Source organism: Streptomyces sp. NPDC088387 (assembly GCF_044753385.1).
Classification (GTDB): Bacteria; Actinomycetota; Actinomycetes; order Streptomycetales; family Streptomycetaceae; genus Streptomyces.
The window spans coordinates 232863-254100 of sequence record NZ_JBIVNC010000003.1 but is presented as its reverse complement, the minus strand read 5'-3'; the positions used below and the strand labels follow the sequence as shown (position 1 = coordinate 254100).

Here is a 21238-nt window from a genome sequence, read left to right as displayed (position 1 = left end):
CGCCGGCGACCGTGCGCGGTTTAATCGAGGAGCCCGGTGCCGTCCGGGCCACGTACCCTTTTCTGTTGTGCCGAACGCCAACGAAGACAACCTCAGTGCCGTGAGCCAGGTGGAAGACCGCGAGCCCGACGGGCAACTGCGCGTCGCACCTGTCGCCGACGATCTAGCCCGCCGGTTCCAGGAGGCCGGGTTCGCCCTCGCCCTGGTCGGCGGCTCGGTCAGGGACGCGTTGCTCGGCCGGCTCGGCAACGATCTGGACTTCACCACCGACGCCCGTCCCGAGGACGTACTGAAGATCGTCAGGCCGTGGGCCGACTCCGTCTGGGAGGTCGGGATCGCTTTCGGCACGGTCGGGGCGCAGAAGGACGGCTACCAGATCGAGGTCACGACGTACCGGTCGGAGGCCTACGACCGGACGTCACGCAAACCCGACGTGTCGTACGGGGACTCCATCGAGGAGGACCTGGTCCGGCGCGACTTCACCGTGAACGCGATGGCGGTGGCGCTCCCGGAGAAGAAGTTCATCGATCCGCACGGCGGCCTCGACGACCTCGCGGCGCGTGTGCTGCGTACCCCGGGCACCCCGGAGGCGTCCTTCTCGGACGACCCGCTGCGGATGATGCGGGCCGCCCGCTTCGCCGCGCAGCTCGACTTCGAGGTCGCCCCCGAGGTCGTCACGGCGATGCAGGAGATGAGCGCACGACTTGAGATCGTCTCCGCCGAGCGCATCCGGGACGAACTCAACAAGCTGCTGCTGTCCACGAACCCACGCAAGGGACTGACGCTGCTCGTCGACACGGGGCTCGCGGACCACGTACTGCCGGAGCTGCCCGCGCTGCGCCTGGAGAGCGATGAACACCACCGCCACAAGGACGTCTACGACCACTCGCTGATCGTCCTGGAGCAGGCGATCGCGCTGGAGCAGGACGGCCCTGATCTGACGCTGCGCCTTGCCGCGCTGCTGCACGACATCGGCAAGCCGCGCACACGCCGCTTCGAGAGCGACGGCCGGGTCTCCTTCCACCATCACGAGGTCGTCGGCGCGAAGATGACCAAGAAGCGCATGCTGGCGCTGAAGTACTCCAACGAGCTTGTGAAGGACGTCTCGCGACTCGTCGAACTCCACCTGCGCTTCCACGGCTATGGCACCGGGGAGTGGACGGACTCGGCGGTCCGCCGCTATGTCCGTGACGCCGGCCCGCTGCTGGAGCGCCTGCACAAGCTGACCCGCTCGGACTGCACCACACGCAACAAGCGCAAGGCCGTCGCGCTCTCCCGAGCCTACGACGGTCTGGAGGAGCGCATCGAGCAGCTCAAGGAGCAGGAGGAGCTGGACTCGATCCGCCCCGATCTCGACGGCAACGAGATCATGCAGATCCTCGGGATCAGGCCGGGACCGGCGGTCGGACAGGCGTACCAGCACATGCTGGAACTGCGGCTGGAGAACGGACCGATGGAGCCCGAGGCGGCGGTGGCAGCGCTCAAGGAGTGGTGGGCGGAGCAGCCGCAGGACTGAGCCCAGAGGCCCGGGGACGGCGACGGGCCGGTCGAACAGACGACGGCGGCGCATGTTTCACGTGAAACATGCGCCGCCGTCGCTATGTCGACGATGTTTCACGTGAAACATCGTCCTCGTACGTGAGGCTGCGACCCTGCGGTGAGGGTTAGGCGTCCTTGAGGCACAGCAGGAACTCGGCGCCGTCGCCGGTCTGCGCGTAGAAGCTGGTGGCTTCCTCGACCTTGCGGCACTCGGTCTCGGCGGTGATCGACGAGAAGTTGCCGTCGACCTTCTTGAGGACCTCGACCTCGGCCTCGGACGAGGAGCACTCCACGACCTCCATCTCGTCCGAGGACGACGACGAGGACTTCAGGCAGTCGCCCACGGCGGCCTGGTCGGCGTCGTCGCGGCTGGCTATGAAGGCGCCGACGGCAACGCTGACGACGATGACCGCGATGACGATGTTCTTGATCGTCTTGAAACCGATCTTCCGGCGCGGCTGCTCCGGCGGCACCGCGCCGTACGGGTTGCCCTGCTGGGGGAAGCCGGGCTGCTGCGGGAAACCGCCCTCCGGAGGCGTCTGGCCCTGCGCGAAGGGGTTCTGCCCCTGAGGCTGGCTCTGGGCGAACGGGTTGCCCTGGGGCGGCGGAGTGGTCACTTGGGATCCCCCTGGAAAAAAGAAATGGGTGTGTGGCGTGAAATGATCACGCGTAAGACCCACGTAAGTTATCCGTCCTCACAGGAAACGTCACACCCAGAAGTCGCTCTGTATCCCTGATGTGACACTTATCGACGTTCAAAGCGGGCCATAGCCACAGCAACTGCCCCGTAGACGGCGGCGATCGTGAGCACGAGGGGCACCGAGCGCCCGTCGGGAGGCAGCATCAGGGCCGCCACTCCGGCCGCTCCGACGAACGCGACGTTGAAGAGGACGTCGTAGACAGCGAAAATCCTGCCGCGGAAACCGTCGTCGACCGAGGACTGCACGATGGTGTCCGTGGCGATCTTCGCGCCCTGGGTCGTCAGCCCCAGAACGAACGCCGCGACCAGCAGCGGCACGGTCGCGAACGGCAGTCCGAGGGTGGGCTCCAGCACGGCCGCCGCCCCGGAGCAGACGACGATCCAGCGACCGGGTCCCAGCCGTCCCGCGGCCCAGGGAGTCACGAGTGCCGCCACGAAGAAACCTGCCCCGGAGATCCCCAACGCGAGCCCCAGCAGGGCGAGTCCGTCGTCGGGGTCGGACGTCAGGGCGTAGCGGCAGAGCATCAGGACGGTGACCGTCAGGGCGCCGTAGCAGAAGCGCATGAGTGTCATCGCGCCGAGCGCCCAGGCGGCCTCCCGGCGGGGCGGCGCCGCCAGATGGCGTACGCCCGCCGCGAGGTCGCGGGTGGTGCCGGCGAGTGCGGTGCGCAGCTGCGGCCGGACCAACGCGCGGTCGGGGCCCAGCAGTTCCCGCGAGATGCGCAGCGACGCGAGCGCCCCGCACAGATACAGGGCGGCCCCGACAAGCACCACGGCGGCGTCGGAGTCGGCGACGAGCAGCCGGACGGCGAAGGCGACGCCGCCGCCGGCCGTCGCGGCGAGCGTTCCGGCCGTCGGGGAAAGGGAGTTGGCCATCACCAGGCGCTCGGAGTCGACCACGCGCGGGAGGGCGGCGGAGAGTCCGGCGAGGATGAAGCGGTTGACGGCGGTGACGCACAGCGCCGAGACGTAGAAGAGCCAGTCCGGTACGTGGCTGATCATCAGGACGGCCGTGGCGGTGGCCAGCGCGGCGCGCAGCAGATTGCCGTGGACGAAGACCTGGCGGCGGCGCCAGCGGTCCAGGAGGACACCGGCGAAGGGGCCGACCAGGGAGTACGGGAGGAGCAGTACCGCCATGGCGGAGGCGATCGCGGTGGGCGAGGTCTGGCGCTCGGGGGAGAAGACGACATAGGTCGCGAGCCCGACCTGGAAGACACCGTCGGCCCCCTGGGAGAGCAGTCGTACGGCGAGCAGCCGCCGGAAGTCCCCGAAGCGCAGGAGAACGCGCAGATCACGTACGACGGCCATGGGCACAGCCTCACATACGGGGAGGGTCCCCGGGCGGAATGCACCGGGGACCCTCAACGGCCCATCAGGAGGGGGAGCTTCGGAGGCGAAGCCCCGTCCTTCTAGCGCTCGACGTCGCCGTTGATGAACTTCTCGACGTTCTCGCGGGCCTCGTCGTCGAAGTACTGCACGGGCGGGCTCTTCATGAAGTAGCTCGACGCGGAGAGGATCGGGCCGCCGATTCCGCGGTCCTTGGCGATCTTCGCTGCGCGCACGGCGTCGATGATGACGCCGGCGGAGTTCGGGGAGTCCCAGACCTCGAGCTTGTACTCCAGGTTCAGCGGGACGTCACCGAACGCACGGCCCTCCAGGCGGACGTAGGCCCACTTGCGGTCGTCGAGCCAGGCCACGTAGTCGGACGGGCCGATGTGGACGTTGTCGGCGCCCAGCTCGCGGTCGCGGATCTGCGAGGTGACGGCCTGCGTCTTGGAGATCTTCTTGGACTCCAGGCGCTCACGCTCGAGCATGTTCTTGAAGTCCATGTTGCCGCCGACGTTCAGCTGCATCGTGCGGTCCAGGACAACGCCGCGGTCCTCGAACAGCTTCGCCATGACGCGGTGCGTGATGGTGGCGCCGACCTGGGACTTGATGTCGTCACCGACGATCGGGACGCCCGCCTCGGTGAACTTGTCCGCCCACTCCTTGGTGCCGGCGATGAAGACCGGGAGGGCGTTGACGAAGGCGACCTTGGCGTCGATGGCGCACTGGGCGTAGAACTTCGCCGCGTCCTCGGAACCCACCGGCAGGTAGCAGACGAGCACGTCGACCTGCTTGTCCCTGAGGATCTGGACGACGTCGACCGGGGCCTCGGCGGACTCCTCGATGGTCTCGCGGTAGTACTTGCCGAGACCGTCGAGGGTGTGGCCGCGCTGGACGGTCACGCCCGTGGAGGGCACGTCGCAGATCTTGATGGTGTTGTTCTCGGAGGCGCCGATGGCGTCCGAGAGGTCGAGGCCGACCTTCTTCGCGTCGACATCGAACGCGGCGACGAACTCCACGTCACGGACGTGGTACTCGCCGAACTGCACGTGCATCAGGCCCGGCACCTTGGACGCCGGGTCGGCGTCCTTGTAGTACTCGACGCCCTGCACCAGCGACGCGGCGCAGTTGCCCACGCCTACGACGGCTACGCGAACCGAACCCATTCCGGCTGCTCCCTGTGTGTACGAGTGAGGCCCCTGACGGGTGCCTCACGTGGCGGTGTCGTCGGGCGAATCCGGCCGGGAGATGTCCCCGGACCGGGGCAGGCCGCCCGACTCTCCAGATGTGGTGTCCTGCTGAGCGGGCCCCCCGGAGCCGGGACCACGGAGGTCCCGTCCGGCCCGCTCGCTCTCGATGAGCTCGTTCAGCCAGCGCACTTCGCGCTCCACGGACTCCATTCCGTGGCGCTGGAGCTCAAGCGTGTAGTCGTCGAGGCGCTCCCGTGTGCGCACCAGAGAGGCGCGCATCTTCTCCAGCCGCTCCTCCAGCCGGCTGCGACGGCCCTCCAGCACGCGCATACGGACATCGCGTGAGGTCTGCCCGAAGAAGGCGAACCGGGCCGCGAAGTGCTCGTCCTCGTACGCGTCGGGACCGGTCTGCGAGAGGAGCTCCTCGAAGTGCTCCTTACCTTCCGCCGTCAACCGATAGACGATCTTTGCCCGGCGGCCGGCCAGGGGCGCGGCGAGGGCCTCCTCGGGGCTGCTCCCCGGCTCCTCGATCAACCAGCCGTTGGCGACCAGCGTCTTGAGGCAGGGGTACAGGGTCCCGTAGCTGAATGCCCGGAAGACACCCAGTGACGTGTTGAGTCGTTTGCGCAGCTCATAGCCGTGCATCGGGGATTCGCGGAGCAGGCCGAGTACGGCGAACTCAAGGATCCCGGAACGCCGGCTCATGTCGCCTCCTCTCTGCCGCGGCCCGGTCTGAACGGGCACCGTGACGGTCTTTATGCCGAGCTGATGTATCGACTCGATACATCCAGACGATAGAACGGCCTTCCGGGTGGGACAAGTGGGGGGACGGTGAACGGCGTCACATCACTGATTCTTAGGAAGCAAGTTGCCTGATTTGGGGTGAACTTCGGTGCTAGGCAGGTTTTGACGGTGCGTAGTCTGTGCGCCATGCACACCACCGGGAACCATGTGACGCCTGGGGACGTCATGATCCTCGGTGCAGTACGGATGAATGCGGAACGGACCACATCCGTACTTGGGGGGGACCGGAAACCAGCTGCCGTTTCCAGGCGCGCACGGATGCGCCTGCCCGAGGAGTAATCGTTCGATGAGCGAGCACCGTCGCAAACCGCCGCAGCCGCAGGGAAGCGGACGTGCCGCGGCCCGACGCGGCCCGTCCGGCTCGTCGTCCGGCCGCCGTGCGGCACCGCGAGGCGCCACCGGGTCTCCCTCCGACTCCTATGGGTCGGATTACGGGTCGGAAGACGAGGAGCGGTCCTACAGTGGCCGCGCCGAGGCCCGCCGCGCGGCACAGAGAAGTACAGGGAGCCGCCGCAGGGCGGCAGAGCCGGGCCGAGCCGACCGTCGGGCGGCGCCCGGCGGGACGACCGGTCCCGGCCGGGGCAGAGGCCGCGCAGCCGTGCCCGGCAAGAAGCGGATCATCGACTACCCGCGCGTGGGACGTGACGGCTGGCGCCGCTGGGTGCCGTCGTGGAAGCTCGTGTCCGGTCTGTGTGTCGGCTTCGTCGGCAGCCTGGTGGCGGTCGCCGGCGTCGGCTACGCGCTGGTCGAGGTGCCAAACGTCGCTCTGACGGCCACAGCGCAGAACAACGTCTACTACTGGAGCAACGGCGACGAGATGGTGTCGACCGGCGGCGAGACGAACCGGCAGATCATCAACCTCTCGCAGATCCCCAAGAACATGCAGAACGCGGTGATCTCGCAGGAGAACAAGACGTTCCGCACGGACAGCGGCATCGACCCCAAGGGCATCGCCCGCGCCGTGGTGAACATGGCCAGCGGCGGCCAGACGCAGGGTGGCTCCACCATTACCCAGCAGTACGTGAAGAACGCGATGCTGGACGACCAGTCGCAGACCATCACCCGGAAGTTCAAGGAGCTCTTCGTCTCCATCAAGGTGGGGGCCTCGGAGTCCAAGGACGACGTGATGGAGGGCTACCTCAACTCCGCGTACTACGGTCGCAACGCCTACGGAATCCAGGCGGCCGCGCGCGCCTACTTCAACAAGGACGCCATAGACCTGGACGCGGGCGAGTGCGCGTTCCTGGCGGCGACGCTCAAGGGCGCCACGTACTACGACCCGGCAGGCGCTCCCTCCATCGACCCCGCCGCGACCGAGGACGCGAACAAGAAGCGGGCGCTGACCCAGCAGCAGAACACGCTGGACAAGATGGTCGAGTACGGCCATCTCAGCGCATCCGAGCGCGACAAGTTCCGGGCGCTGCCCAAGGTCCAGAACCCGCGCTTCAACACCGCGCTGAGTGGTCAGGTCGGCTATCTCGTCGACCTCGCCAACGGCTACCTGGTCAACAACGCGGAGAAGACCGGCATCTCCGAGCAGAAGCTCCGCGAGGGCGGCCTCTCCATCTACACGACCTTCGACAAGAAGAAGACCGAGGAGCTGGAGAAGTCGGTCGAGAAGGTCAAGATGGCCAACATCGACACCAAGAAGCGGCCCGACACCGATACGCATGTCCAGTTCGGCGGCGCTTCGGTGGATCCGGCGTCCGGCGCCATCGTGGCGATCTACGGCGGTGAGGACGCGACCAAGCACTTCACCAACAACGCCAACGAGACCGGCGCCCAGGTCGGATCGACCTTCAAGCCGTTTGTGCTGGCGGCGGCGATGAAGTGGGGCGTCAGAGACCCTGAGCTCGGGACGGTCCAGGCGCAGGACGAGCGCACGCAGGTCTCCCCGAAGAGCTTCTACAGCGGCAAGAACAAACTCAAGATCAAGGAATACGACGGCTCGATCTGGCACAACGAAGAAGGCGAGGAGTGGCTACAGGTCAACGACGGCGACGAGACGTACGGCGATGCGCCGGACTACGACATCGACCTTCGTACGGCCATGCAGTACTCCGTGAACTCCGCCTATGTGCAGCTCGGTATGGACGTCGGTCTGGACAAGGTCAAGGAAGCGGCTCTCGACGCGGGTGTGCTGGAGAGCAGCCTGGCCGGCATCGACTTCCCCTCGTTCTCCCTCGGTATCTCTGACCCCAGCGCGATCCGCATGGCGGGCTCGTACGCCACCTTCGCGGCCAGTGGCAAGCAGAACGACCCGTTCTCGGTCACCAGGGTGTCCAGCAAGGACGGCGAGGTCTTCAAGCACGTGAAGGCGACCAAGCAGGCGTTTGAGTCGAAGGTCGCCGACAACGTCACCGACGTCCTCAAGACCGTGGTCGACGACGGTACGGGTAGCAATGCCCAGCTGCCGGGCCGTGAGGTGGCCGGCAAGACCGGTACGACCGACGACAACAAGTCGGCCTGGTTCGTCGGGTACACGCCGCAGCTGTCCACCGCGATCAACATGTTCCGGTACCCGGACGACGAGACCCTGAAGAACCGTACGTTCCTCAAGATGTACGGAACCGGTGGTCAGGACTCGATCCACGGTGCGTCGTTCCCGTCGGAGATCTGGCACGACTACATGTCGGAGGCGCTGAAGGGCCAGAAGGCCGTGAAGTTCCCCGAGCCCGAGCCCATCGGTGTGATCGTGAACGACACTCCGTCGCCCACGCCGACTCCCTCGGCCACGGAGACCGAGGAGGAGAGCCCGACTCCGACGCCCACTCCCACCCCGACGCTGACCACGCCGACTCCTACGGAGAGCGAGACGTGTGAGGACTTCTTCGGCTGTGAGGACGACGGTGGTACAGACAACGGCGGCACCGACAATGGCGGCACCGACGGCGGCGTGACCACGCCACCAACGGGGACGGAGACAGAAGGCGCGACCGGAGACAACGGCAACCAGAACGGCAACGGAACCCTCTTCGGAGGCGGGACTGGTTAGCGTCTTTTCGCCCATCACGGATGTTTCACGTGAAACACCTCGCCGTTTCACGTGAAACGAGGGCCGCCGCATCACCCGATGCGGCGGCCCTCGGCTTTCCCTCAGACGCGTACGGCAGGATGTGCCCCATGCCCAGTGCAGAATCGACGCAAGCGAGCGCGCGCGAGCCGGACATCGTGCCGCCCACCAGGACGGACCAGGTCGCCGCGAGTGGCAGCGAGCTGATCGGTGGCCCCATCGGGCGGCGTGCCCTGCTCGGGACGTCCTGGTGGACCCCCGTACGGGTCGTCGCGCTCGTGGCGATCGGCATGTTCGCCCTTGGCCTGGTCCAGAAGGCGCCCTGCTACGACGGAGCCTGGTTCTTCGGCGCCAGTTCGCAGTACACACACGCCTGCTACTCCGACATCCCGCACCTGTACCAGGGGCGTGGCTTCGCGGACGGGCTCGTGCCGTACTTCGACCGGCTGCCCGGTGACATGGAGTACCTCGAGTACCCGGTGCTGACCGGTGTGTTCATGGAGGCCGCCTCCTGGCTCACAACGGGCAGCGGCAGCATCCAGCACCAGGAGCAGTGGTACTGGATGGTCAACGCGGGCCTGCTGATGGTGTGTGCGGCGATCATCGCCGTATGCGTCAGCCGGACCCACGCGCGGCGCCCCTGGGACGGTCTGCTGGTCGCCCTGGCGCCGGCGCTGGCCCTGACCGCCACCATCAACTGGGACCTGCTGGCGGTCGCTCTGACGGCCGCGGCGATGCTGATGTGGTCCCGCGGCCGCTCACTGGCTTTCGGCGTCCTGCTGGGGCTCGCCACGGCCGCCAAGCTCTATCCCTTCCTCCTGCTCGGACCGCTGCTCGTACTGTGCTGGCGGGCCGGGAAGTGGCGGGACTTCGGCAAGGCACTGGCGGGCGCGGCCGTCGCCTGGATCGTCGTGAACCTGCCGGTGATGCTCTTCGCCTTCGACGGCTGGTCGAAGTTCTACACGTTCAGCCAGGAGCGCGGCGTCGACTTCGGATCCTTCTGGCTGATCCTGGCGCAGAACTCCAGCGACCCGCTGAGCACCGAGACGGTCAACACCCTGGCCACACTGCTGATGCTGCTGTGCTGCGCCGGCATCGCGGCGCTCACGCTGACCGCTCCGCGGCGCCCTCGCTTCGCGCAGCTGGCGTTCCTGATCGTCGCGGCGTTCATCCTCACCAACAAGGTCTACTCGCCGCAGTACGTCCTGTGGCTGATCCCCCTCGCCGTGCTGGCCCGACCCAAGTGGCGGGACTTCCTCATCTGGCAGGCGTGCGAGGTGGTGTACTTCCTCGGGATCTGGCTGTACCTCGCGTACACGACCAGCGGGGATGCCCACAAGGGACTGCCGACTGACGGCTACCACTGGGCGATCGGAGTGCACCTGCTCGGGACGCTGTACCTGTGCGTGATGATCGTCCGCGACATCCTCATGCCGGAGCGCGACGTGGTCCGCCTGGCCGGCGACGACGATCCGTCGGGCGGTGTGCTCGACAGGGCCGAGGACGTCTTTGTGCTCGGTCCGGCCGCCCATCCCCCACGCCACGCGTCCCATCTGGACGGGCCACAGGTGGAGTGGGGAACGGAAACGGGAACGCGTTCGCCCTGAGCGAACAAGAGGTGAGCGGTTAGCCCGAAGGGCCGTACGCGGGATTCCGCATACGGCCCTTCGGGCGTCTCGGGTACTCGGTCGTCCCGGGTGGCTCAGACGTCGACGATGCGGTCGAACTGCGTGGTGGTGTGCCTCAGATGGGCCACCAGCTCGTCGCCGACCTTCGGTTCCGGGGCGTCCGACGGCACGAACAGGATCGACACCTGCATGTGCGGCGGCTCCGCGAACCAGCGCTGCTTGCCGCCCCAGACGAACGGGGCGAGATTCCGGTTGACCGTGGCGAGGCCGGCGCGGGCGACGCCCTTGGCGCGCGGCATAACGCCGTGCAGCGCCTTGGGGGCCTCCAGACCCACCCCGTGCGACGTTCCGCCCGCCACGACCACCAGGAAGCCGTCGGAGGCCGTCTTCTGCTGCCGGTAGCCGAAGCGGTCGCCCTTGGAGACGCGGGTGACGTCCAGGACGGCGCCGCGGTACTCGGTGGCGTCGTGGTCGCCGAGCCAGAGCCGGGTGCCGATCCGGGCCCGGAAGCGGGTCTGCGGGAACTGCTGCTGCAACCGGGCGAGTTCATCGGCCTTGAGATGGCTGACGAACATGGTGTGCAGCGGGAGCCGGGCCGCGCGCAGGTGGTCCATCCAGCCGATGACCTCCTCGACGGCGTCGGAGCCGTCCGTACGGTCCAGCGGCAGGTGGATGGCGAAGCCCTCCAGGCGGACGTTCTCTATGGCGGCGTGCAACTGCGCCAGATCCTGCTCGCTGATGCCGTGCCGCTTCATCGAGGACATCACCTCGATGACCACACGTGCGCCCACAAGGCCGTACACGCCGTCGATCGACGACACCGAGCGGATCACCCGGTCCGGCAGCGGCACGGGCTCCTCACCGCGCCGGTACGGCGTCAGCACCAGCAGGTCGCCGCCGAAGAAGTCCTTGATGCGCGCGGCCTCGTACGTCGTGCCGACGGCGAGGATGTCCGAGCCCAGCCGCGTGGCCTCCTCCGCGAGCCGTTCGTGCCCGAACCCGTAGCCGTTGCCCTTGCAGACCGGGACGAGTCCCGGGAACTGCTCCTGCACGTGCTTGTGGTGCGCACGCCAGCGCGCGGTGTCGACGTAAAGCGTGAGCGCCATGGCCGGACCTGGAACCTTTCTCGTGGCTGCGGTGTATCAGAGGTATGGAAGCTATCGAAGCAAATGCCCGGAGCTCAGCGTCGCGACATGTAGATGTCCAGCGCCTTGTGGAGCAGCTTGTTGAGCGGGAAGTCCCACTCGCCGAGGTACTCGGCGGCCTGTCCGCCCGTGCCCACCTTGAACTGGATCAGGCCGAAGAGGTGGTCGGACTCGTCCAGCGAGTCGGAGATGCCACGCAGGTCGTAGACGGTGGCGCCGAGCGCGTAGGCGTCGCGCAGCATCCGCCACTGCATCGCGTTCGAGGGCCGGACCTCCCGGCCGATGTTGTCGGAGGCGCCGTAGGAGTACCAGACGTGCCCGCCGACGATCAGCATCGTCGCGGCCGACAGGTTCACACCGTTGTGCCGTGCGAAGTACAGCCGCATCCGGTTGGGGTCCTCGGAGTTGAGGGCCGTCCACATGCGCTGGAAGTACGACAGCGGACGCGGCCGGAAGTGGTCGCGCACCGCCGTGATCTCGTACAGCCGCTGCCACTCCTCGAGGTCCTGGTAGCTGCCCTGGACGACCTCGACGCCCGCCTTCTCGGCCTTCTTGATGTTGCGGCGCCACAGCTGGTTGAAGTTCTTGTGCACCTCTTCCAGCGACCGGTTCGCCAGCGGCACCTGGTACACGTAGCGGGGCTGTACGTCGCCGAAGCCGGCCCCGCCGTCCTCGCCCTGCTGCCAGCCCATCCGGCGCAGCTTGTCGGCGACCTCGAAGGCCCGGGGTTCGATGAAGTCGGCCTCGATGTCGCGCAGCCGCTTCACGTCGGGGTTCTGGATGCCGGCCTTGATGGAGGTGGCCTCCCAGCGCCGGATGATCACGGGCGGGCCCATCTTCACGGAGAAGGCGCCCTGCTGCTTGAGATGGGCCAGCATCGGCTGGATCCAGTCGTCGAGGTTCGGGGTGAACCAGTTGATGACCGGGCCCTCGGGCAGATAGGCGAGATAGCGCTTGATCTTGGGCAGCTGCCGGTAGAGGACCAGGCCCGCGCCGACCAGCTCACCGGTCCGGTCGTCGAACCACCCGAGGTTCTCCGAGCGCCACTCCGCCTTTACGTCTGCCCAGGCCGGGACCTGCATGTGGCTAGCCGCCGGCAGGTTCTGGATGTAGGCCAGATGCTGCTCGCGGCTGATGGTCCTCAGGGTCAGGCTCATTCGGGGCGCTCCTCGGGCTGGTGTGTCCCCATGGGTACAGGGGCTCCGGCTCTCGCGCCGAAGCCTACTGCGCCTCGCGAGCCGCCCGACTGGGCGTACGGAACCTTCGCCCCGGCCCGAGGACCGCCGGGGCGTTCGGAAGCGTGCTGTGGGGTGCTGGAGGCCGCCTCGGCAGGGTCAGAAGACTCCGCCGAACAGACCACCGTGCGCCATGCCGAGGAAGAAGCCGACGCCCGAGGCACCAAGACCCAGGATCAGTCCGAAGCGCTCACGAGTGGTCTCGGAGATCCACTGGCCGTAGGCGCCGGTGGCGATCCCGATCAGGCCGGTCCAGGAGCTGAGCAGATGGAGGTTGTGGAACATAGCCGTCACGAAGGAGACCACCCCGAGGACCAGGGTCACCGCGAGCAGGGCGTCCTGGAGCGGATGGGTCTTGCCGTCCGTGGCGAAGAGAGAACCGGCGGTGTTGGGTCGCAATGCCTGTGCCATGGGGCACCTCCTGCGAAAGGGCGGCGCCTCATAGCGCCGTACACACCCGATGTGTACAGATTGTCGGCCCTCCCGGCCGGATTTCAACCGGAAGCGGGTGTGCGGGTACTGTGTACCCTCTGCACCGGTGTCTGCCCAGCCCGGAGCCAGGGCGTACTGCCCGGCCCGGGGCGGGAACATCGTCATCGACCCTCGATTGTCAGTGGCGACCGATACCGTTGCGAACGCATCACAACCCTCCTGCCACGGAACGACCGTGGCCGTTGAGTCCAAAGGAGGTGGGTTCCACATGCGTCACTACGAGGTGATGGTCATCCTCGACCCCGATCTGGAGGAGCGCGCTGTCTCCCCCCTGATCGAGAACTTCCTCTCCGTCGTCCGTGAGGGCAACGGAAAGGTCGAGAAGGTCGACACCTGGGGCCGTCGTCGTCTCTCGTACGAGATCAAGAAGAAGCCCGAGGGCATCTACTCGGTCATCGATCTGCAGGCTGAGCCCGCGATCGTCAAGGAGCTCGACCGCCAGATGAACCTGAACGAGTCGGTCCTCCGGACCAAGGTCCTCCGCCCCGAGACCCACTGAGCCTCCGGCTCAGCTGATCCCGGGATTCGAGTAGCAGCACCAAAAGCAGCCAGCAGCAAACCCGCCGAGAGGTTCCCCCATGGCAGGCGAGACCGTCATCACGGTCGTCGGCAATCTTGTCGACGACCCCGAGCTGCGCTTCACCCCGTCCGGTGCGGCGGTCGCGAAGTTCCGTGTCGCGTCCACCCCCCGCACCTTCGACCGTCAGACCAATGAGTGGAAGGACGGCGAAAGCCTCTTCCTGACCTGCTCGGTCTGGCGCCAGGCGGCGGAGAACGTCGCCGAGTCGCTCCAGCGAGGCATGCGCGTTGTCGTGCAGGGCCGGCTGAAGCAGCGGTCCTACGAGGACCGTGAGGGTGTCAAGCGCACGGTCTACGAGCTGGACGTCGAGGAAGTCGGCCCCAGCCTGCGCAATGCCACGGCCAAAGTCACCAAGACCGCCGGTCGTAGCGGCGGCCAGGGTGGCGGCTTCGGCGGCGGTGGCGGCGGCGGCCAGCAGGGTGGCGGCGGCTGGGGCGGTGGCTCCGGCGGCGGCCAGCAGCAGGGCGGCGGCGCTCCGGCCGACGACCCCTGGGCGACCGGCGCTCCCGCCGGTGGCAACCAGGGCGGTGGCGGCGGCTGGGGCGGAAGCTCCGGCGGCAGCAGCAGCAGCGGCGGCGGTGGCGGCTACTCGGACGAGCCCCCCTTCTAACACCTCGGGCCTTGTGCCCGTGGTCGAAGGCGGGGCACACCCCACACTTCTTGATCACACAGGAGATACACCATGGCGAAGCCGCCTGTGCGCAAGCCGAAGAAGAAGGTCTGCGCTTTCTGCAAGGACAAGGTCCAGTACGTGGACTACAAGGACACGAACATGCTGCGGAAGTTCATTTCCGACCGCGGCAAGATCCGTGCCCGCCGCGTGACCGGCAACTGCACGCAGCACCAGCGTGACGTCGCCACGGCTGTGAAGAACAGCCGTGAGATGGCGCTGCTGCCCTACACCTCCACCGCGCGATAAGGGAAGGGTGACCGACACATGAAGATCATCCTGACCCACGAGGTCTCCGGCCTCGGTGCCGCGGGCGACGTCGTCGACGTCAAGGACGGTTACGCTCGCAACTACCTGATCCCGCGGAATTTCGCTATCCGCTGGACCAAGGGTGGCGAGAAGGACGTCGAGCAGATCCGTCGTGCTCGCAAGATCCACGAGATCCAGACCATCGAGCAGGCCAACGCTGTGAAGGCCCAGCTCGAGGGTGTCCGGGTCCGCCTGGCCGTTCGCTCCGGCGACGCCGGTCGTCTCTTCGGTTCCGTCACGCCGGCCGACGTCGCTTCGGCGATCAAGGCCGCCGGTGGTCCCGATGTCGACAAGCGTCGGATCGAGCTCGGCTCGGCCATCAAGACCCTGGGCGCCCACGTGACGTCCGTGCGTCTGCACCCCGAGGTTGCCGCCAAGGTCAACATCGAGGTTGTCGCGGCCTGATCGCCGCGCTCGGCTTGAACAGCTGAGAGAAGGGCCGTACCCGGTGGGGTACGGCCCTTCTTCGTGCTCCGGCGGATTCTCGTCCGGGTTGGGTCCGCGGGACGTTTCACGTGAAACGTCCCGCGGACCTGCGCAGCGGTGGGGAGCCATGAGACAGCGGCTGGTGAGGTTGGCGGCCGGTGGCCGTTTCACGTGAAACGTCGTCGCCGGCGTCGATGGGCGCGTTCGTACCGACATGGGCATCGGCGTGACGGAGGTGGCTGGGGTGCACCGGGTGGATGTTTCACGTGAAACGGGCGTGGTGCTCGTCGCCACTCCGAGGGTTGCTCAGCGGGTGGCGCCCGTGACGATCCAGCGGCCGGAGCTGGTGCGCAGCCACAGAGTCAGCATCCGTACGGTCATCATCAGCGTCATCGCCACCCAGACCATGGTGAGCCCACCGCCGATGGTCGGGATCAGGAGGGCCACCGGGGCGAAGACCGCCAGAGTGAGGATCATGGCCCAGGCGAGGTACGGTCCGTCGCCCGCACCCATCAGGACTCCGTCCAGGACGAAGACCACGCCGCAGATCGGCTGGGAGAGTGCCACGACGATCAGTGCGGGCAGGGCGGCGTCCTTGACCGCGGAGTCGCTGGTGAAGAGAGGCAGGAAGGCCGGACGGGACAGCATCACCAGGACGCCCAGGATGAGCCCCACGGCCAGGCCCCACTCCACCATGCGACGGCAGGCCTGCCGGGCGCCTTCGGGATCGTCCGCGCCGAGATAGCGCCCGATGATGGCCTGTCCGGCGATGGCGATGGCGTCGAGGGCGAAGGCGAGCAGACTCCACAACGACAGGATGATCTGGTGCGCGGCGACATCGGCGTCGCCGAGTCCGGCGGCGACCGCGGTGGCGATCATCAGGATGGCGCGCAGGGAGAGTGTACGGACGAGGAGCGGAACTCCCGCTTGCGCGGAGGCTCTTATGCCCGCGGCGTCCGGTCGTAGTGAGGCGCCGTGCCTACGGGCTCCCCGGACAACGACGACGAGATAGACGGCCGCCATGCCGAACTGGGCGATGACGGTGCCCCAGGCGGATCCGGCGATACCGAGATCGGCGCCGTAGACGAGGCCCACATTGAGGAGGCCGTTGGCGACGAAGCCGCCGATGGCGACGTACAGCGGGGTCTTGGTGTCCTGGAGGCCGCGCAGTACGCCGGTCGCGGCGAGGACGACGAGCATGGCGGGGATGCCGAGCGCGGAGATCCGGAGATAGGTGGTGGCGTACGGGGCGGCCGTGTCCGAGGTGCCGAAGAGGGCGACGAGGTTCGGGGCGGTGGGGAGGACGACGGCTATGACTGCGGCGCCGAGAAGCAGGGCCAACCAGATACCGTCCATTCCCTGCCGGATGGCGGCCGGCAGGTCTCCGGCGCCGACACGACGCGCGACGGCGGCCGTGGTGGCGTAGGCGAGGAAGACGAAGACGCTCACGGCGGTGATGAGGAGGGCGGAGGCGACGCCGAGTCCGGCGAGTTGTGCGGTGCCGAGATGGCCCACGATCGCGCTGTCGGCCATGACGAAGAGGGGCTCGGCGACGAGTGCGCCGAAGGCCGGGACGGCCAGCGAGACGATCTCTCGATCGTGCTGTCGCCGGACAGCCTTGGGGGTCGCGGGAGCCTGTGTCATGAGCATCAATCTAATCGTCCACAGGTAAGAGATGCAAGATGCATTAGACCCTTACGCATGGTTGCTCCGTGTGCAGAGTCCCGCACGGCTTGATGTGATCTTGGGCCGACTGGGAAAGTTTTTCTTACGCACAGCCGGTGGACGGTAGATATGCAGGTCAGAGGTGGTTCAGCGGGTGGAGGTCGGTCTTGTTCACAGGGCTGTCCACCGGGTCGTGCACAGGTTTCGGGGAGTTCTCCACAGCATCCGGGCCGTCGTCCACATGGCCTGTGGATAACCAGATTGGCTGACGGTGCCCGGGGGCCTACCGTGGTCCGGCGCACACTCCTGCCGACGGCCGAAGAATCATCACAAAACCGACGCGCCACAACCGGAGTTGGGCATCTCAATTGTCAGTGCCGTGCCGTAGAAATGAGGGGCACGGCGAGGTCCGCTGGGCGGACGGGAGGAGGTGGCTCGGTTGAGCATTTCCGAGCCCTTGGACGACCCGTGGGCCGACAGCGGTCCGGGTGATCGTCTGCCCTCCCGCCGCCGCGCCGACGGGACACGCGGTCGCGACGAGCAGCACGAGCGGGGTCAGGACAGCGGGGCGTGGGACGGGGCGGGGCCGTCGTTCGAGCGGGTTCCGCCACAGGACCTCAATGCCGAGCAGTCCGTCCTGGGCGGCATGCTGCTCTCCAAGGACGCCATCGCCGATGTGGTGGAGGTCCTCAAGGGTCACGACTTCTACAAGCCGGCGCACGAGACGATCTACCAGGCGATCCTCGACATCTACGCCAAGGGGGAGCCGGCCGACCCGATCACGATCGCCGCCGAGCTCACCAAGCGCGGCGAGATCAACAAGGTCGGCGGGGCCTCGTATCTGCACACGCTGGTGCAGAGCGTGCCGACGGCGGCGAACGCCGAGTACTACGCGGAGATCGTCCATGAACGGGCCGTGCTGCGCCGCCTGGTGGAGGCCGGCACGCGCATCACACAGATGGGGTACGCGGCCGACGACGACGTCGACGAGATCGTCAACCGGGCCCAGGCGGAGATCTACGCGGTCACCGAGCAGCGCACCAGCGAGGACTATCTGCCGCTCGGCGACATCATGGAGGGCGCACTCGACGAGATCGAGGCGATCGGCTCCCGTAGCGGCGAGATGACCGGTGTACCCACCGGCTTCACGGACTTCGACTCGCTCACCAACGGTCTGCACCCGGGCCAGATGATCGTCATCGCGGCCCGCCCCGCGATGGGTAAGTCCACGCTGGCACTGGACTTCGCGCGCGCCGCCTCGATCAAGAACAACCTGCCGAGCGTCATCTTCTCGCTCGAAATGGGGCGCAACGAGATCGCGATGCGCCTGCTGTCCGCGGAGGCGCGAGTGGCCCTGCACCACATGCGGTCCGGCACGATGACGGACGAGGACTGGACACGCCTGGCCCGCCGGATGCCGGACGTCTCGGCGGCTCCGCTCTACATCGACGACTCGCCCAACCTGTCGATGATGGAGATCCGCGCGAAGTGCCGCCGTCTGAAGCAGCGCAACGACCTCCGGCTGGTCGTCATCGACTACCTCCAGCTGATGCAGAACGGCGGCTCCAAACGCTCCGAGAGCCGCCAGCAGGAGGTCTCGGACATGTCCCGTAACCTCAAGCTCCTCGCCAAGGAGCTGGAACTCCCGGTCATCGCACTGTCCCAGCTGAACCGTGGTCCCGAACAGCGCACCGACAAGAAGCCGATGGTCTCCGACCTGCGTGAGTCCGGCTCGATCGAGCAGGACGCCGACATGGTCATCCTTCTCCACCGAGAGGACGCCTACGAGAAGGAGTCACCGCGTGCGGGCGAGGCCGACCTGATCGTGGCCAAGCACCGTAACGGCCCCACCGCGACCATCACGGTCGCATTCCAGGGCCACTACTCGCGGTTTGTGGACATGGCACAGACCTGATCGTGAGCGGGCCGGCCTGCTTCGGTCCTGGGTGTCCGCGTCCACCCGTGTGAAATGAACTCGACGTTCGGCTGCCCGGCAGATGGACTGGGGGCATGACGACACCTCAGGAAGAACTGCTGCCTCAGACGCGGCGGGCGTTGCTGCACCGGGTTGCCGTGGGTCAGGCCGAAGGGCGGGCGCCCTCGATGGTGGCGGCGGTGGTGCGGGGCGGGCGGACGGTGTGGACCGAGGCGCGGAGTTCCGTCGACGGACATGGGCCCGACGAGAACGTGCAGTACCGGATCGGGTCCATCACGAAGACCTTCACTGCGGTGCTCGTCCTACGGCTGCGGGACGAAGGGCTGCTGGACCTCCAGGACCCGCTCGAGAAGCACCTGCCGGGGACCCGGGCCGGTGAGGTCACTGTCGCCCAACTGCTGGCGCACACGGGCGGGCTCGCGGCCGAGTCGCCGGCGCCGTGGTGGGAGCGGTCGTCGGCGTCGCTGCGGCCGGAGCTCGGCGATGTGCTGGGTGAGCGGCCCTTCCTGCATCCCGTCGGCCGGCGGTTCCACTACTCCAACCCCGGCTACACGCTGCTGGGCGCGCTCGTCGAGAAGCTGCGTGACGCGCCCTGGGCGGACGTGCTGCGGCGCGAGCTGCTCGAACCCCTTGGACTCGACCGTACGAGCGCCCAGCCGCAGGCGCCGCACGCCGGAGGGTGGGCCGTGCATCCATGGGCCGATGTACTGCTGCCGGAGCCCACGGAGGACCTCGGGATCATGGCCTCAGCAGGCCAACTCTGGTCCACCGCAGCAGACTTGGCGCGCTTCGCCGTCTTCCTGACAGAGGGGGACGACCGGGTGCTGAGCGCGGAGAGCGTACGCGAGATGCGGAACCCCGCGGCACCCGGCGAGGCCGCGGACATCGTGGACGGCGTCGGCTACGGACTTGGGCTGCAACTCCAGCGTCGTGACAAGAGGCTGCTCGTGGGCCATTCCGGGTCGCTGCCCGGCTTCCTGGCGAACCTCGTCATCAGCGTGGAGGACGACGTCGCCGCGGTTGTCCTGGCCAACTGCACCTCCGGCCCGCTGATCGCCTCGATCGGCGCCGACCTCCTAGGGATCGTCGCGGATGCCGAGCCCCGGATCCCTGCCCCCTGGAAACCGCTGCGCGAGGTGGATCCAGAAGCGCTGGAGCTGGCCGGCCAGTGGTACTGGGGGACGCACGGCTTCGCCCTGCGGGTGACGGCCGACGGCCTGGTCTCGCTGGAGCCACTCGCAGGCCGTGGCCGCCGCTCCCGGTTCCGTGCCAACGGGGACGGCACCTGGACCGGGCTGGAGGGCTACTACGCCGGAGAGCTCCTGAAGGCCGTACGACGGCCTGACGGCTCCGTGAGCCACCTGGACCTCGGGTCGTTCGTGTTCACCCGGCAGCCGTACGACAACGGCGCTTCGGTGCCGGGTGGAGTGCATCCGGACGGCTGGCAGGGGATTGGCTAGGGCAGCGCAGGGTCGCTCGGGCTGTGTTTCACGTGAAACACAGCCCCACCCATGGCGCCAGTACCACCCACGGCGTCAGCCCCACTCACGGCGACAGTCGCATGCACGGAGTACGCGTCAGAGCTGGAGCTTGAATCCCACGTGTGAGGCCTCGAAGCCCAGACGCGTGTAGAAGCGGTGCGCGTCCGTCCGGCTCGCGTCCGACGTCAGCTGGACCAACTGGCAGCCCTGCCGGCGTGATTCATCCACCGCCCACTCGATGAACTGCGTACCGAGCCCGCTGCCCCGCTCGTCCGCGTGGATCCGGACGGATTCGATGATCGACCGCGTGGCGCCCTGCCGGGACAGTCCGGGGACCAGCGTCAGCTGGAGCGTGCCGACCACCTGATTCTCGCGGACGGCGACGACCAGGTGCTGGTTCGGATCGGCGACGATGCGCTCGAACGCCGCGACATACGGGGTCAGGTCATCGGGTGACTCGCGCTGCGCGCCCACCGGATCGTCCGCGAGCATGCCGACGATCGCGGGTAGGTCCTCGGCCGTGGCTCGGCGTATTACAAGATCTCCCATGCCCGCACCCTACGCGGGCACGTTCAGCGACTCGACGACGCGGACCAGCGGGGCCAGCTCCGGGTTCAGGGCCGCCTGGTCGAGGGCCTCACGCAGTGCCGCGTCGTTTGTCGGCCGCGCCTCGTCCAACAGCTTGAGGCCGGCCTCCGTGACGTTGGTGTAGATGCCCCGGCGGTCGGTCGGGCACAGATAGCGCTCCAGGAGGCCGCGATCCTCGAGCCGGGTGACCAGCCGGGTGGTGGCGCTCTGGCTGAGCACAACCGCGTCGGCTACCTGCTTCATCTGGAGGTGCCCCCCGTCGCCGTCGTGCTGTCGGCTGAGCACGTCCAGCAAGGAGTATTCGCGCACGCTCAGATCGTGCTTGTTCTGAAGAGAGCGCTCGATGTGTGCCTCGATCCTCCCGTGCAGCAGTGAGAGGGCGCACCAGCCCTGGGCGAGGGCGGTGAGCGCGGGGTCCGTCGCTGTCATTGGCGTTTCCTCCGTCCCGAAGCGGCTGAGACCAGGATAGAGCAAGACCGCAATAGTCTGCTCTTGCATCTATAGGGCGTCT

General features: G+C 67.5%; 19 protein-coding genes. 9 read left to right on the top strand and 10 right to left on the bottom strand.

All coding sequences use genetic code 11. From position 1 onward, the window contains the following. The first annotated feature begins 67 nt into the window (after nt 1–67). Complete coding sequence (locus ACIQAC_RS09335; protein ID WP_402188573.1) at nt 68–1516, top strand: CCA tRNA nucleotidyltransferase; 1449 nt, start codon at nt 68–70, stop codon at nt 1514–1516. A gap of 148 nt (nt 1517–1664) precedes the next feature. Here ACIQAC_RS09335 and ACIQAC_RS09330 read toward each other — a convergent pair whose 3' ends face one another. From ACIQAC_RS09330 to ACIQAC_RS09315, 4 genes are all read right to left on the bottom strand, one after another. Then, complete coding sequence (locus tag ACIQAC_RS09330) at nt 1665–2156, bottom strand: hypothetical protein (protein WP_402188571.1); 492 nt, start codon at nt 2154–2156, stop codon at nt 1665–1667. A gap of 128 nt (nt 2157–2284) precedes the next feature. Then, nucleotides 2285–3547: an MFS transporter gene (locus ACIQAC_RS09325; protein WP_402188569.1), complete on the bottom strand. Its 1263-nt coding sequence runs from the start codon at nt 3545–3547 to the stop codon at nt 2285–2287. Between the two features lie 101 nt (nt 3548–3648). Next, entirely contained in the window at nt 3649–4731 is a 1083-nt protein-coding gene (locus ACIQAC_RS09320; protein ID WP_402188568.1) for an inositol-3-phosphate synthase, read from the bottom strand. Between the two features lie 45 nt (nt 4732–4776). Further along, nucleotides 4777–5460: a PadR family transcriptional regulator gene (locus tag ACIQAC_RS09315; protein ID WP_402188566.1), complete on the bottom strand. Its 684-nt coding sequence runs from the start codon at nt 5458–5460 to the stop codon at nt 4777–4779. Between the two features lie 385 nt (nt 5461–5845). Here ACIQAC_RS09315 and ACIQAC_RS09310 point away from each other — a divergent pair, with 385 nt between their 5' ends. Both ACIQAC_RS09310 and ACIQAC_RS09305 read left to right on the top strand, forming a co-directional pair. Next, a complete protein-coding gene (locus tag ACIQAC_RS09310) occupies nt 5846–8554 on the top strand; it encodes a transglycosylase domain-containing protein (protein WP_402188564.1) in 2709 nt (902 codons plus the stop codon). Nucleotides 8555–8682: 128 nt separating this feature from the next. Beyond that, nucleotides 8683–10179 (top strand): glycosyltransferase family 87 protein, encoded by a 1497-nt coding sequence (locus ACIQAC_RS09305; protein WP_402188562.1) that lies wholly within the window; start codon nt 8683–8685, stop codon nt 10177–10179. A gap of 95 nt (nt 10180–10274) precedes the next feature. Here the strand turns inward: ACIQAC_RS09305 and ACIQAC_RS09300 are convergent, their stop codons facing one another. From ACIQAC_RS09300 to ACIQAC_RS09290, 3 genes are all read right to left on the bottom strand, one after another. Further along, complete coding sequence (locus ACIQAC_RS09300; protein ID WP_402188560.1) at nt 10275–11306, bottom strand: alanine racemase; 1032 nt, start codon at nt 11304–11306, stop codon at nt 10275–10277. A 74-nt stretch (nt 11307–11380) separates the two neighbouring features. Continuing rightward, nucleotides 11381–12502, bottom strand: a complete 1122-nt coding sequence (gene femX / locus ACIQAC_RS09295) for a peptidoglycan bridge formation glycyltransferase FemX (protein ID WP_402188559.1) — start codon at nt 12500–12502, stop codon at nt 11381–11383. Between the two features lie 177 nt (nt 12503–12679). Continuing rightward, on the bottom strand, nt 12680–12991 hold the full coding sequence (locus ACIQAC_RS09290) for a hypothetical protein (protein ID WP_402188557.1): 312 nt from the start codon (nt 12989–12991) through the stop codon (nt 12680–12682). Between the two features lie 289 nt (nt 12992–13280). On the opposite strand from ACIQAC_RS09290, the gene rpsF reads away from it, so the two are divergent. The 4 genes from rpsF to rplI all read left to right on the top strand — a co-directional run bounded on the left by rpsF (nt 13281) and on the right by rplI (nt 15036). Next, a complete protein-coding gene (rpsF, locus tag ACIQAC_RS09285; protein ID WP_073787253.1) occupies nt 13281–13571 on the top strand; it encodes a 30S ribosomal protein S6 in 291 nt (96 codons plus the stop codon). A gap of 79 nt (nt 13572–13650) precedes the next feature. Continuing rightward, nucleotides 13651–14262 carry a single-stranded DNA-binding protein gene (locus ACIQAC_RS09280; RefSeq protein ID WP_402188555.1) on the top strand — a complete coding sequence of 204 codons (612 nt, stop codon included), beginning with the start codon at nt 13651–13653 and terminating at the stop codon, nt 14260–14262. A 72-nt stretch (nt 14263–14334) separates the two neighbouring features. Beyond that, entirely contained in the window at nt 14335–14571 is a 237-nt protein-coding gene (gene rpsR / locus ACIQAC_RS09275; RefSeq protein ID WP_006381652.1) for a 30S ribosomal protein S18, read from the top strand. Nucleotides 14572–14589: 18 nt separating this feature from the next. Continuing rightward, on the top strand, nt 14590–15036 hold the full coding sequence (rplI, locus tag ACIQAC_RS09270) for a 50S ribosomal protein L9 (RefSeq protein WP_402188553.1): 447 nt from the start codon (nt 14590–14592) through the stop codon (nt 15034–15036). 327 nt (nt 15037–15363) lie between these two features. On the opposite strand, the gene ACIQAC_RS09265 is transcribed toward rplI, so the two are convergent. Next, on the bottom strand, nt 15364–16701 hold the full coding sequence (locus tag ACIQAC_RS09265; protein ID WP_402188551.1) for an MATE family efflux transporter: 1338 nt from the start codon (nt 16699–16701) through the stop codon (nt 15364–15366). A 460-nt stretch (nt 16702–17161) separates the two neighbouring features. On the opposite strand from ACIQAC_RS09265, the gene dnaB reads away from it, so the two are divergent. Both dnaB and ACIQAC_RS09255 read left to right on the top strand, forming a co-directional pair. Next, nucleotides 17162–18637 (top strand): replicative DNA helicase, encoded by a 1476-nt coding sequence (gene dnaB, locus ACIQAC_RS09260; protein ID WP_402188549.1) that lies wholly within the window; start codon nt 17162–17164, stop codon nt 18635–18637. 95 nt (nt 18638–18732) lie between these two features. Then, entirely contained in the window at nt 18733–20118 is a 1386-nt protein-coding gene (locus tag ACIQAC_RS09255; protein ID WP_402188548.1) for a serine hydrolase domain-containing protein, read from the top strand. 117 nt (nt 20119–20235) lie between these two features. Here ACIQAC_RS09255 and ACIQAC_RS09250 read toward each other — a convergent pair whose 3' ends face one another. Together ACIQAC_RS09250 and ACIQAC_RS09245 are read right to left on the bottom strand one after the other, a co-directional pair. After that, nucleotides 20236–20688 (bottom strand): GNAT family N-acetyltransferase, encoded by a 453-nt coding sequence (locus ACIQAC_RS09250; RefSeq protein WP_402188546.1) that lies wholly within the window; start codon nt 20686–20688, stop codon nt 20236–20238. A gap of 9 nt (nt 20689–20697) precedes the next feature. Further along, on the bottom strand, nt 20698–21156 hold the full coding sequence (locus ACIQAC_RS09245) for a MarR family winged helix-turn-helix transcriptional regulator (RefSeq protein ID WP_402188544.1): 459 nt from the start codon (nt 21154–21156) through the stop codon (nt 20698–20700). Nucleotides 21157–21238: the final 82 nt, after the last annotated feature.